This window comes from Cobetia sp. 1AS1, assembly GCF_029846435.1.
GTDB classification, from domain to species: Bacteria; Pseudomonadota; Gammaproteobacteria; order Pseudomonadales; family Halomonadaceae; genus Cobetia; species Cobetia amphilecti.
Window position 1 is genome coordinate 657,532 of the sequence record NZ_JARWKU010000001.1, and the last position, 13,733, is coordinate 671,264.

Annotated in this window: 9 protein-coding genes and 1 riboswitch; of the genes, 2 read left to right on the forward strand and 7 right to left on the reverse strand. The window is 61.8% G+C overall.

The features are described from left to right. Nucleotides 1–117: 117 nt before the first annotated feature. The 7 genes from atzF to QD280_RS02820 form a co-directional block, all read right to left on the reverse strand. A complete protein-coding gene (atzF, locus tag QD280_RS02790; RefSeq protein WP_279838230.1) occupies nt 118–1,950 on the reverse strand; it encodes an allophanate hydrolase in 1,833 nt (610 codons plus the stop codon). Further along, nucleotides 1,950–5,789 carry an urea carboxylase gene (gene uca / locus QD280_RS02795; protein ID WP_279838231.1) on the reverse strand — a complete coding sequence of 1,280 codons (3,840 nt, stop codon included), beginning with the start codon at nt 5,787–5,789 and terminating at the stop codon, nt 1,950–1,952. The genes atzF and uca overlap by 1 nt, the downstream gene beginning before the upstream one ends. A 164-nt stretch (nt 5,790–5,953) precedes the next feature. After that, nucleotides 5,954–6,664 carry an urea amidolyase associated protein UAAP2 gene (locus QD280_RS02800; RefSeq protein WP_192838071.1) on the reverse strand — a complete coding sequence of 237 codons (711 nt, stop codon included), beginning with the start codon at nt 6,662–6,664 and terminating at the stop codon, nt 5,954–5,956. A gap of 90 nt (nt 6,665–6,754) precedes the next feature. Further along, nucleotides 6,755–7,513: an urea amidolyase associated protein UAAP1 gene (locus QD280_RS02805; protein WP_279838232.1), complete on the reverse strand. Its 759-nt coding sequence runs from the start codon at nt 7,511–7,513 to the stop codon at nt 6,755–6,757. After that, entirely contained in the window at nt 7,497–8,378 is an 882-nt protein-coding gene (locus QD280_RS02810) for an ABC transporter ATP-binding protein (protein WP_279838233.1), read from the reverse strand. The genes QD280_RS02805 and QD280_RS02810 overlap by 17 nt, the downstream gene beginning before the upstream one ends. Further along, complete coding sequence (locus QD280_RS02815; protein ID WP_043332237.1) at nt 8,375–9,199, reverse strand: ABC transporter permease subunit; 825 nt, start codon at nt 9,197–9,199, stop codon at nt 8,375–8,377. The genes QD280_RS02810 and QD280_RS02815 overlap by 4 nt, the downstream gene beginning before the upstream one ends. A 108-nt stretch (nt 9,200–9,307) precedes the next feature. After that, entirely contained in the window at nt 9,308–10,456 is a 1,149-nt protein-coding gene (locus tag QD280_RS02820) for a putative urea ABC transporter substrate-binding protein (protein ID WP_279838234.1), read from the reverse strand. 53 nt (nt 10,457–10,509) lie between these two features. Then, nucleotides 10,510–10,618: riboswitch (guanidine-I (ykkC/yxkD leader) on the reverse strand. A 441-nt stretch (nt 10,619–11,059) separates the two neighbouring features. Here QD280_RS02820 and QD280_RS02825 point away from each other — a divergent pair. Both QD280_RS02825 and QD280_RS02830 read left to right on the forward strand, forming a co-directional pair. After that, nucleotides 11,060–11,902, forward strand: a complete 843-nt coding sequence (locus QD280_RS02825) for a hypothetical protein (protein ID WP_279838235.1) — start codon at nt 11,060–11,062, stop codon at nt 11,900–11,902. Between the two features lie 562 nt (nt 11,903–12,464). Further along, nucleotides 12,465–13,703: a histidinol-phosphate transaminase gene (locus tag QD280_RS02830; RefSeq protein WP_279838236.1), complete on the forward strand. Its 1,239-nt coding sequence runs from the start codon at nt 12,465–12,467 to the stop codon at nt 13,701–13,703. Nucleotides 13,704–13,733 lie beyond the last annotated feature (30 nt).

Below are 13,733 nucleotides of genomic sequence, written 5' to 3' on the forward strand. Positions count from 1 at the left end.
CGCGACCGTTCATCCGGTCGCGGGGCGTTTCGTTTCAGAACTGTTGCTCTTTGTCTTGTGGTGCAGGGCGGCTGAGGGTTATGGATCAGAGGTTGCGGATCAGGGGTTACGGCGCGCTTACTCGCGCTCGACCCACGCCTTCCAGCCGCCGTACTCGCTGATGTCCGTCATCGGCACGCCGCTGTCAGCGGACACCGAGCAGATGAAGCCCGCGACCCAGCGGCCATCTTCGAGTTCGATCTGGCCCAGTCCCAGCGGGAAGGGGATGCCGGCGAGGAAGCTGCCGACACTGCCGATGGGCAGAGACCAGACCTCCAGCGCGATGCTGGTGCCGTCTTGCGGGGCACGCAGCATGGCCGGTTTGGCGGGTGTCGCGTCATCCAGTTGATAGAGGCGGTAGCTCGGGGCGCTGTGAGTGCGCGCAACCAGACGGGCATCGCGCTGGGTGAGCTGATGATTGAGCGGCATGCCACTGAGGTGCGCACCACAGACGGCGAGCTCGAGTCGGCCATTGGCCGCCGCGGGCAGCTGGCTTTCCGCGAGGCGCGCCTGAGGACGGGCGACGGCGCTGGCACCCAGCGGCAGCGCGAACTCGTGCTCGAGCAGACGCGCGATGCTGAGCAGCTGCAGGTCTTCGAAGGCGGGCGCGAACAGCGTCACGCCCCCCGGCAGGCCCTGGCGGTTGAAGCCCACCGGCACGGCCAGCGCGCTCAGATCCAGCAGGTTCATGAAGTTGGTCCAGGTACCCAGCTCGGAATTGACCGCGATCGGCGCCTCGGCCAGCTCCACCTTGGTGGGAAGGCGCGGCGTGGTTGGCGCCAGCATCACGTCCACCTGCGCCAGCAGCGCCTCGGCCTGACGGCGGTATTCGGCCAGTTGATAGCGCGCATCGAAGGCATCGACGGCCAGCGGCGTGGCACCGCCAAGGGTGATCTCGCGGGTCACCGGGTGCAGCGCCTCGGGATTGCGCTCGATCAGCTCGCGCACCGCGTGATAGCGCTCCGCCACCCAGGGGCCTTCATACAGCAGGCGCGCGGCGGCCAGCAGCGGGCTGCAATCCAGTTCGACCAGCTCGGCCCCCAGCGCCTTGCACTGGCGCATCGCGGCTTCCATGTAGCCGCTGTAATCGCTGTCGGTATGCCACTGAGCCCGCGGCGGCACGCCGATGCGCAGGCCGGCGAGATCCGGCAGCACGCCATAGGCCTGGCCGTGAACGCTGAAGTCATGCTCGCGCGCCCAGCGGTTGTCGGCATCGAACTGTGCGGTGACGGACAGCACCTTCGCGGCATCATCGCAGCCCAGCGCGAAGATGGAGATGGTATCCAGCGTCGCGCAGGCCGGCACCACACCACCTGCACTGAGCAGACCAAGTGTCGGCTTCACGCCGACCAGATTGTTGAAGCAGGCCGGAACCCGCCCGGAACCCGCCGTGTCCGTGCCCAGCGCGAAGCTGACCTGGCCCTGGGCGGTGACGACGGCGGAGCCACTGCTGGAGCCACCCGGCACATAGGCGGGGTCGAAGGCATTGGCCGGGGTGCCGTAGACCGGCAGGGCGCGTTCCCCGACCAGCCCGGTGGCGAACTGGTCCAGATTGGTCTTGCCCATCGGAATCGCGCCTGCCGCGATCAACTGCTTGACCACGAAGGCGTCATCGCTCGGCGTGTAGGCAAATTCCGGGCAACCGGCGGTGGTGGTCACGCCGGCGAGATCGATATTGTCCTTGATCGCGAAGGGAATGCCGTAGAGCGGCAGCGACTCGGGCGCCACGTCGTCCAGACGTGCCAGATAGGGTTCCAGCTGCTGTGCTGACAGGCGGGTGATCCAGGCGGCGTCGGTCTCGGCCTGCGCGGCCAGCAGCTCGTCCACCAGTTGGCGCGGCGTCATCTCACCGGCCTGATAGGCCTTGCTCAGCGCCGTGATGCTCAGGTTGAGCGGGGTATGGGTCATCATCACAGCGTCTCCTCGGAGGACAGGGTCGATCGGGCGTTGTCTGGTGCGCTGGTATCAGCGGAATCCGTGGCTTCCACGGCGGTCGACAGCACGATCAGCGGTTGGCCGGGGGCGACGCCGCTGCCTTCCTTGATCGGCAGGCGCACGACACGGCCAGCGGTATGGGTGCGAATCTCGACTTCCATCTTCATCGACTCGACCAGCGCCACCACCTGGCCGGCCTCGACGTCATCGCCCTCGGCGACTTCCAGCTTCCACAGGCTGCCGGTGACCGGCGTCTCGATGCCCAGCTCGTCATCACCCAGGCTGTCGGCTTCCTGCACCTCGTTGATCTGATCCTCGAAGGTGAACTGGCCGCGCGCATGCCAGTCGTCGATTTCCTGCTGGAAGGCGGCTTGGCGACGTTCGCGGAAGGCATCGGTCTCGGCCTGGTGTTCGGCGATCTGTGCTTGATAATCGGCGAGACGGAAGCGGGTCTTCTCGATCTTGAGGTTGTAACGCCCCTGAGGGTGATCACGGCGAATCTGCTCGAGCGCTTCATGGCTGACCGGATGGAAGCGCAGCTGATCGAACACGCGCAGCAGCCACGGGGTGGTGAAGTGTTCGGTGCGGCGATAGCGATTCCACATCTGCAGCGTGCGGCCGACGAACTGATAACCGCCCGGGCCTTCCATGCCATACACGCACAGATAGGCGCCGCCGATGCCCACCGAGTTCTCGGCAGTCCAGGTGCGTGCCGGGTTGTACTTGGTGGTCACCAGACGCTGGCGCGGGTCCAGCGGCGTGGCAACCGGCGCGCCGAGATAGACATCGCCGAGGCCCATCACCAGATAGCGGGCGTTGAGCACTGTCTCGCGCACTGCCGCCTCATCGGCGAGGCCATTGATGCGGCGAATGAATTCTAGATTGCTCGGGCACCAGGGGGCGTCCGGGCGCACCGAGCGCTGGTACTTGTCGATGGCCTGCTGACACGCGGGGTCATCCCAGGACAGCGGCAGGTGCACGGTGCGCGCTTCGATCTCGATGTCCTCGACATCCTTGAGCGCGACTTCGGCCTGTTCGAGATGCGCCATCAGCGTGGCGAGTGACAGGCTGCGCGGGTCGTAATGCAGTTGCAGCGAGCGGATGCCCGGGGTCATCTCCATCAGGCCGGGCAGTGGGTGTTCCTTGAGCCACAGCATCCAGGCGTGGGCGCGGAAGCGCAGCGCGATATCCAGCTCCATCTGGCCGAACTCGATCAGCAGGAAGTCATCCCCTGCGCGGCGATAGACGATCTGCTCGCCGCCTTGCTCGGCACTGAGGCATTTGAGCACCGGTGAGTCATCGGGGCGCGGACGTTGCGCGGCGATGGCGCTCAGCATGGCGCCGCCGGTCTCCGCCAGGCGCTGTCCCAGAGTGTCGAGCTGGCCACTGGCGAGGGCGGCGATCACGGCGTCCTGCTGCACCTCGATGGTGCGGGCTTCCTCCAGAGTCAGCGCGACGAAGCGGATGCGATCGCCGGCGGCCAGCTGGCCCAGCTTCCAGCGCTCGGCACGCACCACGGTGGCCGGACACACGAAGCCGCCCAGCGACGGGCCGTCCGGACCGAGGATGACCGGCATGTCGCCGGTGAAGTCGATGGTGCCGAAGGCGTAGGCGTTGTCGTGGATATTGGAGGGGTGAAGACCGGCCTCGCCGCCATCGGCGCGCGCCCACTGCGGACGCGGGCCGATCAGCCGTACGCCGGTGCGGCTGGAGTTGTAATGCACTTCCCAGCGGTGGCCGAAGAAGGTGCTGATGTCGTCTTCGGTGAAGAAGTCCGGCGCCCCATGTGGGCCATAGAGCACGCCGATCTGCCATTCGCGGCCTTGTGTCCTGTCTTGTGCGTTCCCGCCTTGTTCATCCGCGACCAGGCCAGCGCCCTGCGGGATCAGCGCCTCGGGCAGCCGGGTCAGGGCGGGCGGGTGGCACTCGGCGAGATCGGCCAGCGGCAGGGTGTCGCCACTGCGCAGCGCACGTCCGGCATGGCCGCCGAACTGGCCCAGGGTGAAGGTCGCGCGCGAGCCCAGATACTGCGGGCAGTCGATGCCGCCGGCGATCAGCAGATAGCTGCGCGCGCCAGCGGCGACCTTGCCCAGACTCAGAGTGCTGCCAGCGGCGATCTCATGCACCTGCCACAGGGCAAGCTCGTGAGTCGCGGCGTCATCAGCGCCGTCTTGCGGTGCTGAAACGGACAGCGTGGCGGGCAGCGGCGCGCCGGCCAGCACCACGCGCGTGGCGCGGTGGAAGTGCAGCGTCGGGCCATTGAGGGTGATTTCGAGGCCTGCGGCATCGGCGGCATTGCCCAGCAACGCATTGCCGAGACGGAAGGCGTAGTCATCGAAGGGGCCGGAGGGCGGTACGCCCACATCCCAGTGGCCCAGGCGGCCCGGCATGTCCTGCACGGTGGTCAGAGTGCCGGGGACGAGTACCTCGAAGGTCGGCGCGGCCCACTCGAGGCCTTCCAGCCAGCGGGTGTAGATCTCGACATTGATGAAGCGCGGGTCCTCCAGCAGGTGCGACAGCCACTGGCGGTTGGTCTCGATGCCGTAGAGGCGAGAGGCCGCCAATGCCTTGGAGAGATCGCCGCGCGCCTGCTCACGGGTCGGGGCGTGCACCATCACCTTGGCCAGCATCGGGTCGAACCAGGCGGGTACCTCGAAGCCGGCCTCGATGGAGTGATCCACCCGCAGCTGGCTGTCGTCGGCGAGGGCGGCGGTCACGGCGTCATTGGCGAACTCCACCTCGGTGAGCAGGCCGCTGGAAGGGCGGAAGTCGTGCTGCGGATTCTCGGCATAGACACGTGCCTGCATGGCGTGGCCGCGGGGAGTCAGCGGCGCGACCAGCTCGCGCAGATTGCCCAGCTCACCGGCGCCCAACTTGAGCATCCAGGCGACGATGTCCACGCCCCACACAAGTTCGGTGACACCGTGCTCGACCTGCAGACGCGTATTGACCTCCAGGAAGTAGAAGGCCTGACGCTCGGCGTCATAGATGAATTCGACGGTGCCGGCGCTGCGGTAATTGACGGCCTCGCCCAGGCGGATGGCGGTGGCGATCATGTCTTCGCGAACGTGCTCGGGCAGGTTGGGTGCCGGGCATTCCTCGATGACCTTCTGATGGCGGCGCTGACTGGAGCAATCGCGCTCGCCAAGGGCGATCACCGTGCCTTCGCCATCGCCGAACAGCTGCACTTCCAGGTGACGGGCGCGGGCGATGTACGCCTCGAGGAAGACGCCACCATCACCGAAGTTGCGCTCGCCCAGGCCCTTGACCGAATCGAAGGCGCGGGTGAGGGAGGCTGCGTCGTCACAGACCTGCATGCCGATGCCGCCGCCGCCGGCGGTGGACTTGAGCATCACCGGATAGCCGATACGGGCGGCCTCGCTCAGTGCGCTCTCGACGTCGTCCAACAGGCCGGTGCCGGGCACCAGCGGCACGCCGGCGTTCTCGGCGATGGTGCGCGCTTCGTGCTTGAGGCCGAAGGCGTGGATCTGCTCGACGGTCGGGCCGAGGAAGACCAGGCCGGCGGCGTCACAGGCCTGGATGAAGCGGGTGTTCTCGGACAGGAAACCATAGCCCGGGTGCACGGCCTGGGCGCCACTCTCGTGGGCGATGGCGATCAGCTTGTCGATGTCGAGATAGGTCTCGGCGGCGGCCCCTTCGCCGAGGCTGTAGGCTTCATCGGCCTCGCGCACGAAGGGGGATTCACGGTCGGCTTCTGCGTAGACGGCGACGCTCTGGACACCGAGGGCACGCAGCGTGCGCTGGATTCGGGTGGCGATGGCGCCACGGTTGGCAATCAGGACCTTGTGGAACATGACGGAGTCATCCTTCCGGCGGCGGGTCGTCCCGCCTTCAAACTGTGAGCTGCCGGTCGTCCGGTAGCCGGGCAGAGCCTTGGAGAGCTGACGAGTGATGCAAGAGAGATGACATCGTCAGGTGGGGCTCGGCCTATCTTGTCGTGTGCTTGTGTGACGGCGGCTCAACCTAGCGGCGAGTCGCTGATGCGGATGGCGACCGGTGTCGGGTCGTAGCCATTGCAGGGGTTGTTGAGCTGCGGGCAGTTGGAGAGCAGCACGTAGACGTCACGCTCGGCGACCATCTCGACGTACTTGCCCGGGCCGGACAGGCCGTCCTCGAAGCTCAGGCCGCCATCGGCGGTGACCGGCACGTTCATGAAGAAGTTGATGTTGTGGCCGATGTCGCGCTTGGTCAGGTCGTACTTCGGGTAGCGGGCGATGGCCAGCATCCAGTTGTCGCGACAGGAGTGCATGTGGCGTTTCTCCAGGTCGTAACGCACGGTGTTGGACTCGCTGGAGCAGGCGCCGCCCAGGGTGTCATGCCGGCCGCAGGTATCGCCGGTGATGGTCAGCAGCGCCCGGCCACGGGTGGAATAGAGCACCGTGCCGGTGGTCAGGTAGACCTTGCCCTGCTCGCGCACGGTATCCATCGCGCTGTAGCGCTCGGCGGTGTCGTCGGCTGAGAAGAACAGGGTGTCGGCGGCCTGATTGCCGTGCAGGTCGGTGATACGCAGGTGCTGGCCGGCGCGGACCAGGCCGATGAAGTGATCGCCGGCCTCGATGGTGCGCTCAAGCTCGCGCGGCTGCTGTGCGGGGTCGGCGTAGCTCAGCGGGGCTCCGTCCGTCGCGGCCGGGGTGTGGGCATGTGGGTGTTCGAGTGTCGAGGTGCACATGGGGATGTCCTTTGTCCTTGTCATCTGGGGCGTCGTTTCCAGTTGCCACTAGCCAGTCGGCGTGGCGTCCGTCTGCTGTCGAGGGGCGCCTCAGCCCGCCAGGTGATAGAGCTGGTTGTTGGCATAGGCGCGGGCATTCTCGGGGCGCGACAGATAGCAGGCGTCGTGCTCATCCATCGGCGTCGCGGTGCCAAAGGTCATGTCCACGCCGCGCAGCGGATAGTCCTCGGCGGGGTCCAGCGGATGCGGACAGGTGTGCAGCATGACGAGGGTGTCCATCTCGAAGCGCAGGGTGACGCTGTCGCCGGCGGCGCAGTGGTCCGCGACGTAGTGCAGGTTGGCGTCTTCATCGGCGCGCACGCGGGAGAACAGGTTGAGGTTGGCGCACAGGTCGCGCTCGCTCAGGCCGTACTTGGCCATCTCGATCAGCAGGCTATCGTGGCCGCTGGGCGTGAAGTCGTTGAAGGCTTGCTGATAGGCCTTCTTGTGCCAGCCCTTGGCGGCGAAGTGATGCTCCATCAGGTTGCCGCTGGCGCTGTCATGCCAGCCGAGGTCGTCCTGGATGATGGAGGCGAAGATACGGCCCATGTCGGAATACAGGCAGTGGCCTTCGGTGAGGCGGAAGGTGTGCTGACCCTTGAGGGTATCCGGCAGATTGAGGCGCTCAAGCGTGTCCAGCGGGTTGTACATCACCAGGCCGACATTGGCGTTGGACTCGCTCGCGGTCAGCTTGAGCGCACTGCCACGCGGCATGCGCATCGACCAGTGATGGCCGCCGGGCAGATGGGTCTTGTACTTTGCAGTAAAGCTGGCGCGGGCGGCGGTTGCGGCATCAAGCGGTATGTTCATTGAATTGGCCTCCGGTGAGAGTGGCTTGAGAAACGGAGTGGGCTGGTGTCGTCAGCGCTTCGTGCTCGGGCGTCGGTTGGCCAGAGCCCGTTTGGACAGAGCCTGTTGGGAAAGAGCCCGGCTGCCGGGACGACGCCTTGGCCTTGCTGCGCTCGGTGGGCAGGTCATAGGTGATGGTCGATCCATAGGCCTGCGGGGCCTGCGCATCGACACGCACCTTGTCGAACACCCAGACGCGCGAGCCCAGCTCGAAGGCTTCCTTGAGGTCGTGGGTGATCATGAAGATGGTCAGCTGCTGTTCTTCCCACAGGCGCAGGATCAGCTGGTGCATGTCCTTGCGGATGCCCGGGTCCAGCGCGCCGAAGGGCTCATCCAGCAGCAGGATGCGCGGCTTCATCATCAGCGCCTGGGCGATGGCGAGGCGTTGCTGCATGCCGCCGGACAGCTCATGCGGGTACTTGTCCAGTGCGTGGGACAGACCGACTTCCGCCAGACGCGCTTCGGCGGCGACCCGTGCTTCACGGCGCTTGGCCCCGAACAGCTTGCCGGTCAGCGGGGCTCGTGCCAGCTCCTCGGCCATGATCACGTTGCCCAGCACGGTGAGGTGCGGGAAGACGGAATACTTCTGGAAGACAATGCCGCGGTCCGGGCCCGGCTCGCCGGGGATGGGCTTGCCATCGAGCAGCAGCTCACCGCGCGAGACGCCCTCGGTGCCCAGCAGCAGCTTGAGGAAGGTGGTCTTGCCGCAGCCGGAGGCGCCGACCAGAGTGATGAATTCTCCGGCCTCGACGGTCAGGTTCATGCGTTCCAGCACGACCTGCTGGCCGTAGTGCTTCTCGAGACCCTTGGCGTGGATCAGGCTCATGATTGGCTCTCCTCAGCGTGGTACCAGGGGAAGGCGCGGGTCGAGACGAGCACCAGCAGACGGTCGAGCAGGAAGGCCAGCAGCGTGATCCAGGCCACGTAGGGCAGGATGACGTCCATTGCCAAGTAGCGACGTACCAGGAAGATGCGATAGCCGAGGCCATCCTGGGCGGCGATGGCTTCCGCAGCGATCAGGAACAACCAGGCGCTGCCGAGTGCCAGGCGCGTGGCGCTCAGAAGGCGCGGTGTCAGCTGGGGCAGCAGTACGCGGGTCAGCACCTGCCAGGAGCTGGCGCCCAGCGTCTGGGCCTTGATCAGCTGCTCATCGGGCAAGCGCAGGGCCTGATTCTGCAGGTCGCGAATCAGGAAGGGCGTGATGCCGATGACGATCAGCGCGATCTTGGCCAGCTCGCCGGTACCGAAGGCGATGAACAGGATCGGCAGAATCGCCATCGGCGGAATCAGGGACAGCACGGTGATCAGCGGTGACAGCTTGGCACGCAGCAGCGGCAGGCCACCGGTGAGCAGGCCGACGGTCAGACCGATCAGCGCACTGATCAGCACGCCGGCCAGCAGGCGTTCGAGACTGGCGAAGGTGTCGGTCCACAGCGGCAGGTCGCCGGTGCGCACGTTGACCTCGGTGGCCAGTCGCGAGAACGACTCGCCCATGGCGGCGAAGGACGGCAGCAGTCGGTCATTCGGGTTGTCGAGCAGTCGCTGGTTGGACTGCACGATGTAGAGGATGGCCAGCAGCGCGAAGGGCAGGCCACCGAGCAGCCAGCGGCCACCACGGGAGGGTGTCAGATTGATCAGGCGTTTCATGCGCGGGCTCCACGGGTGCGAACGAGGGTGCGGTCGAGGGAGGCGGTCGGTTCACGATCCGCGAGGCAGGCTGCCCCGCGGAGCGTGTGCGGCATCCACCGCGTGGCGTTACTGGCTGTCGGCCAGTGCGGCGGTGTAGCTCGGGTCGAAGCGCAGCATCACGTTGCCTTCATTGCCGATGACACCGGCGGGGGTCTCGATACCGATGAAGCCGGCATCCGGGGCGCCTTCGCCCAATAGGCCCTGCGCGAAGCTGAAGTCGGCGATGTGCTGCATGGTGTCCTTTAGGCTCGGCGCATTGAAGGCGGCCACGGCCTCGGCGGGGGTGTAGTACATGTGGGTCGCGGCCAGCTGGGACTGATAGCCGGCGAGGTCGGTGCCGGCGGCATCGGCCATCTGGGAGAGGGCGGCTTCGTCACCGGCCTTCATCTTCTCCATCACCTCATACCAGGCTCCGACCAGTGCGTGGCCGAAGTCCGGGTTGTCCTTCAGCGTCTGGGTATTGACGACCATCAGGTCGAGAATCTCGCCGGGGATGTCGCTGGAGTTGAAGACTTCGGTGTAGCCGGGCATCTCCTTGAGCGTGGCCAGCTGCGGGTTCCAGGTCACCACTGCCTGGGTGTCGGTGTTGCTGGCCAGCGCCACGATGTCGGCATCGCCGGTATTGGTGGTGGTCAGGTCGCGCTCGCTCATGCCGACGCTGTCCAGTGCGCGTGCCAGCAGGTAGTGGGAGACACTGAACTGCACCAGATTGACCTCGCGGTCCTTCAGGGACTCGATGGAATCGCCATCGCGGACCATCACGCCGTCATTGCCATCGGAGTAGTCGCCCAGAATCAGCGCGGTGGAATCGACGCTGCTGGCGGCGGGGAGGGTGAGGGCGTCCATGTTGGTCATGGCGCAGCCATCGACATTGCCGGAGGTGTACTGATTGATGGACTCGACGTAATCGTTGACCTGCACCACATCGATATTGATGTCGTACTTCTTGGCCCACTTGTCGACGATGCCCTGGGTGTCCGCGTATTCCCACGGCATCCAGCCGGCATACACCGACCAGCACACGCTGAAGGAATCCTGCGCCATGGCCTGCGGGCTCAGCGATGCGCCAAGCAGCAGGGCGCCGGCCAGCGCAGCACGTCTGGAAGCGTTTCTGGAAACGGCGGATGAAGCAGATGAGACAGCAGCGGATGACACCTGGGCGCTGGTATCCGAGGGGGAAGTCGCGGACTGGGAAAGGCGAGTGAGCTGGGTCATTGTCGTTATCTCCGGCGGAAAAATTGAGAGGCGCCGACCTTTACAGGCTTTGCGTCTCCCGGGCTTTTGTCCCGCCGTGTAACCCCCAGCTTGGAGGTCGAGTGCTCTCGGACCAGTCGTGACGGCCATCAGCCAGTCACCGGAACCCTAGCGCTCCATTGGTGTAGATTTTCGATTGTTGTATGCCTATCGGTGCCTCGGTGAATGTCTAGCAGGAAGTGTGCCGAAGAGAATTTGTTTATATAAAACAATGATATATAAGAACTTCTGCAACATGGCTATGAATATCGAATGCGTGCGCTGCACCAATTTGATGAATTTTTCTGTCTCTTGCACCTCGGTGAGGTCACTCGAGCTGCAGTACCGTTCAGTGGCCCTTAGAGAAAAGTTATAGAAGTGTTTTGATGCAATTTTAGTTGTTTTTGTATAACTTATATATAAAGCATAGGTCTATTGTTAGTTGGTGATTAAGTTTTGAGGAAAAGTGGTTTTCAAATATTGGTGGAGTTCTGATATTTAATTTTTATGCATTGGTGAGCTTTATCTAAGCAGGTATTTGGTATTTTAAAAGCTTGGTTCTATGTGTTATAAAGGAGTCTTTTTTTGAAAGAATTATTAGTTTTCATTTATTGGTTGGTATTGCTCTCTGGCTTATTAGGCTGGTTATGTCGCGTGCACGATATAAATTCGTCGAGTGAGGGTCATCGCTCTTGGAAAAAACATATACCTTCTGTGCTTAATTTTTTCATGATTTCAGCGTTAGTGTTTGCCTATGTTTATCATGTTCTGTTTTCCGTTCATCATAATTACTATATACTAATATTTGTTCTTGTTCCGTTCGTTGTCTCTTTAGAGTATGCTTGTATCCTTTTGAGGGATAAGATTTTTATGTTGTTAAGACTTTTTACTATTAGAATTATTTTTTTGGTTATGGGTGTTTTGATAGTATCCTATGTCAATTCAATTTCCTCAGGTTACATAGCACAGCTAACAGGGGTTTATCCGTCTGTTTTTGATACATTTATCTACTTTTTTGTTTTTTTCCTTAGTGGAGCTTTGTGGGTAGTAGTTGTACAGTTTTTTTTAATTCTGGCTTTACTTGCATTCTACTTAAAATATATTGAGGTTAAGGGGAAAGATCTTAGCTTGTCGCTATTTTATATTTGTGTGGTTTCATTGTGTATAGCGTTTCTTAGTTTTGTCGCTCATTACTTGACACATGACTTTGTCCGAATTTCTTTTGAGAAATATTTTGTGCAGTACTCTTATCACGAGAATAAATCAAGTAGTGGTGGGTTTATATGTAAAAACCTAAATGGTTCTGAGAGAATTGTTCTTCTCCCATCTGGCCGAGTATCAATAGTAAGGGAAGGCGTCGATAATGATTATGTGTTTTATGTCAGTGATTGCGAGCATAGTAATGAATTGCCTAGCAAAAATAAATAAGCTAATAAAATTGATAGTTATAGTTCGGAGCATTTGGTCTATCGAAACTTTAAGAAAATTTAGTGATTTTTGTGCCTCGATAAAAGTAGTAACTCTCTTAACAGTGTGGAGGTCTATTCGAAATCTTTTTTAATAAGATACTTGTACTATTCACAAGTCGACAAGGCAGCTGAATCTACCATTTATACATGGTAACGGTAATCTTCATAACACCCGTCAGCTGGGTAGCCTGGTCATCAGGGAGATTGCTCAGGAATCTACTGGGTGATTCAGCTGTGATGGGATTCAAGACGCCGGCCATTGTCCGGCGTCTTCGTGTCTAGAGCTGCTTTTATTTCTGCTTTTTCGGGCGCTCACAATGCAGCGCGCAGCTTTCCCAAGGGGTTGCCATTGCCGCGGCGCATGGTTGCGCGATCCGGCGCGTCGTTTCGTTGTGCCTCTCACCAAAGTCTTATACGTTGGTGGTGCTTTATTAGCACATACAAAAACAACGGCTTGCTCCCGATGGCCCGTGTGGTTTCACACGAGGGGAAGGGCAGCAGCGACAGACAGAGGACACACGATGACAGACGTAGTCGAGAAGGATCTGCAGGAGTCTTCTGTGGTTCAGGCGGTTGAGAAGGGCTCTCCATCATCGCGTTCGCGTCGTGGTTTCCTGGGCATGAGTGGGGCGGCAATTGCCGGGGCGGCGTTGGGTCAGTTCCTGCCGGGAATCCCCAGTGCCTTGGCCAAGGAGACGGCACCTGCGGCGGCGGTGCTCAAGCCTTCCGCCAAGTCTCCGGTGCGTCTCAATTACAACGAGAATGCGCTGGGTATGGCACCGTCTGCACAGCGCGCCGCAGCGGCATCCATCCCGCATTCCAATCGCTATCCCTTCGCCCATCTGGGCAAATTGCAGTCCCTGGTGGCGACTCACCACAAGGTGCCGAGCGAGAGCATTCTGTTCACGCCGGGCTCCTCCGATGCGATCCGTGCCAGTGTGCTGGCCCATGTGACTCCCGATACCCAGCTGGTGATTCCCGAGCTGACTTATGGCGATGGCGCCCTGTATGCCGGCTTCTATGACCTCGCCATTCGCAAGGTGCCGTCCTCGCGCGAGGACTGGTCATTCAAGATTTCCGACATGAAGCAGGCCGTGGCCGACCACTCCGGCCCTTCTATCGTCTATCTGGTGAACCCCAACAACCCGACCTCGACCATCATTTCCAGTGATGAACTGGAGGCCTGGGTCAACGACAGCCGCGACGACACGCTGTTCATCATCGATGAAGCCTACGCCGAATTCGTCAATGACCCTGCCTTCCGCTCCGCCGATCATCTGATTGCTGGTGGCGCGAAGAACGTCCTGCTGCTGAAGACCTTCTCCAAGATTCACGCCATGGCAGGCCTGCGTGTCGGCTACGCCGTCGGCGATGTCGATCGTCTCGAGCATGTCTCCCACTACGTCGAAGACGATGCCATGACGCTGTCATACCCTGGCGTGATGGCGGCGACGGCCTCCATGCAGTCGCCGGAGTTTCTGGTCCACAGCAAGCAGAGCAACGATGAAGCGCGCGCCATCTTCACGGCGACGCTCGACGAGCTGGGCTGGGAGTATCTGCCGGGGCAGACCAACTTCGTCTTCCACCGTATTTCCAGGCCGCTGAAGGAATTCCAGACCGCGATGAAGGAACGCCACGTGCTGATCGGTCGCGCCTTCCCGCCGGCCGATGGCTGGTGTCGCATGTCTCTCGGCACACCGGAGGAGATGCACTACGTCGCCGCCGTGCTGCGCGAAATGAAGGCCAAGGGTATCGTCTAGTCGTGACGGACTCCCTTGTAGAAAGATGAA

Bases quoted from the DNA above. Each gene is read 5' to 3' on its own strand.
- atzF (WP_279838230.1), bottom strand. From the start codon at position 1,950: ATGATGACCCATACCCCGCTCAACCTGAGCATCACGGCGCTGAGCAAG.
- uca (WP_279838231.1), bottom strand. From the start codon at position 5,789: ATGTTCCACAAGGTCCTGATTGCCAACCGTGGCGCCATCGCCACCCGA.
- QD280_RS02800 (WP_192838071.1), bottom strand. From the start codon at position 6,664: ATGTGCACCTCGACACTCGAACACCCACATGCCCACACCCCGGCCGCG.
- QD280_RS02805 (WP_279838232.1), bottom strand. From the start codon at position 7,513: ATGAACATACCGCTTGATGCCGCAACCGCCGCCCGCGCCAGCTTTACT.
- QD280_RS02810 (WP_279838233.1), bottom strand. From the start codon at position 8,378: ATGAGCCTGATCCACGCCAAGGGTCTCGAGAAGCACTACGGCCAGCAG.
- QD280_RS02815 (WP_043332237.1), bottom strand. From the start codon at position 9,199: ATGAAACGCCTGATCAATCTGACACCCTCCCGTGGTGGCCGCTGGCTG.
- QD280_RS02820 (WP_279838234.1), bottom strand. From the start codon at position 10,456: ATGACCCAGCTCACTCGCCTTTCCCAGTCCGCGACTTCCCCCTCGGAT.
- QD280_RS02830 (WP_279838236.1), top strand. From the start codon at position 12,465: ATGACAGACGTAGTCGAGAAGGATCTGCAGGAGTCTTCTGTGGTTCAG.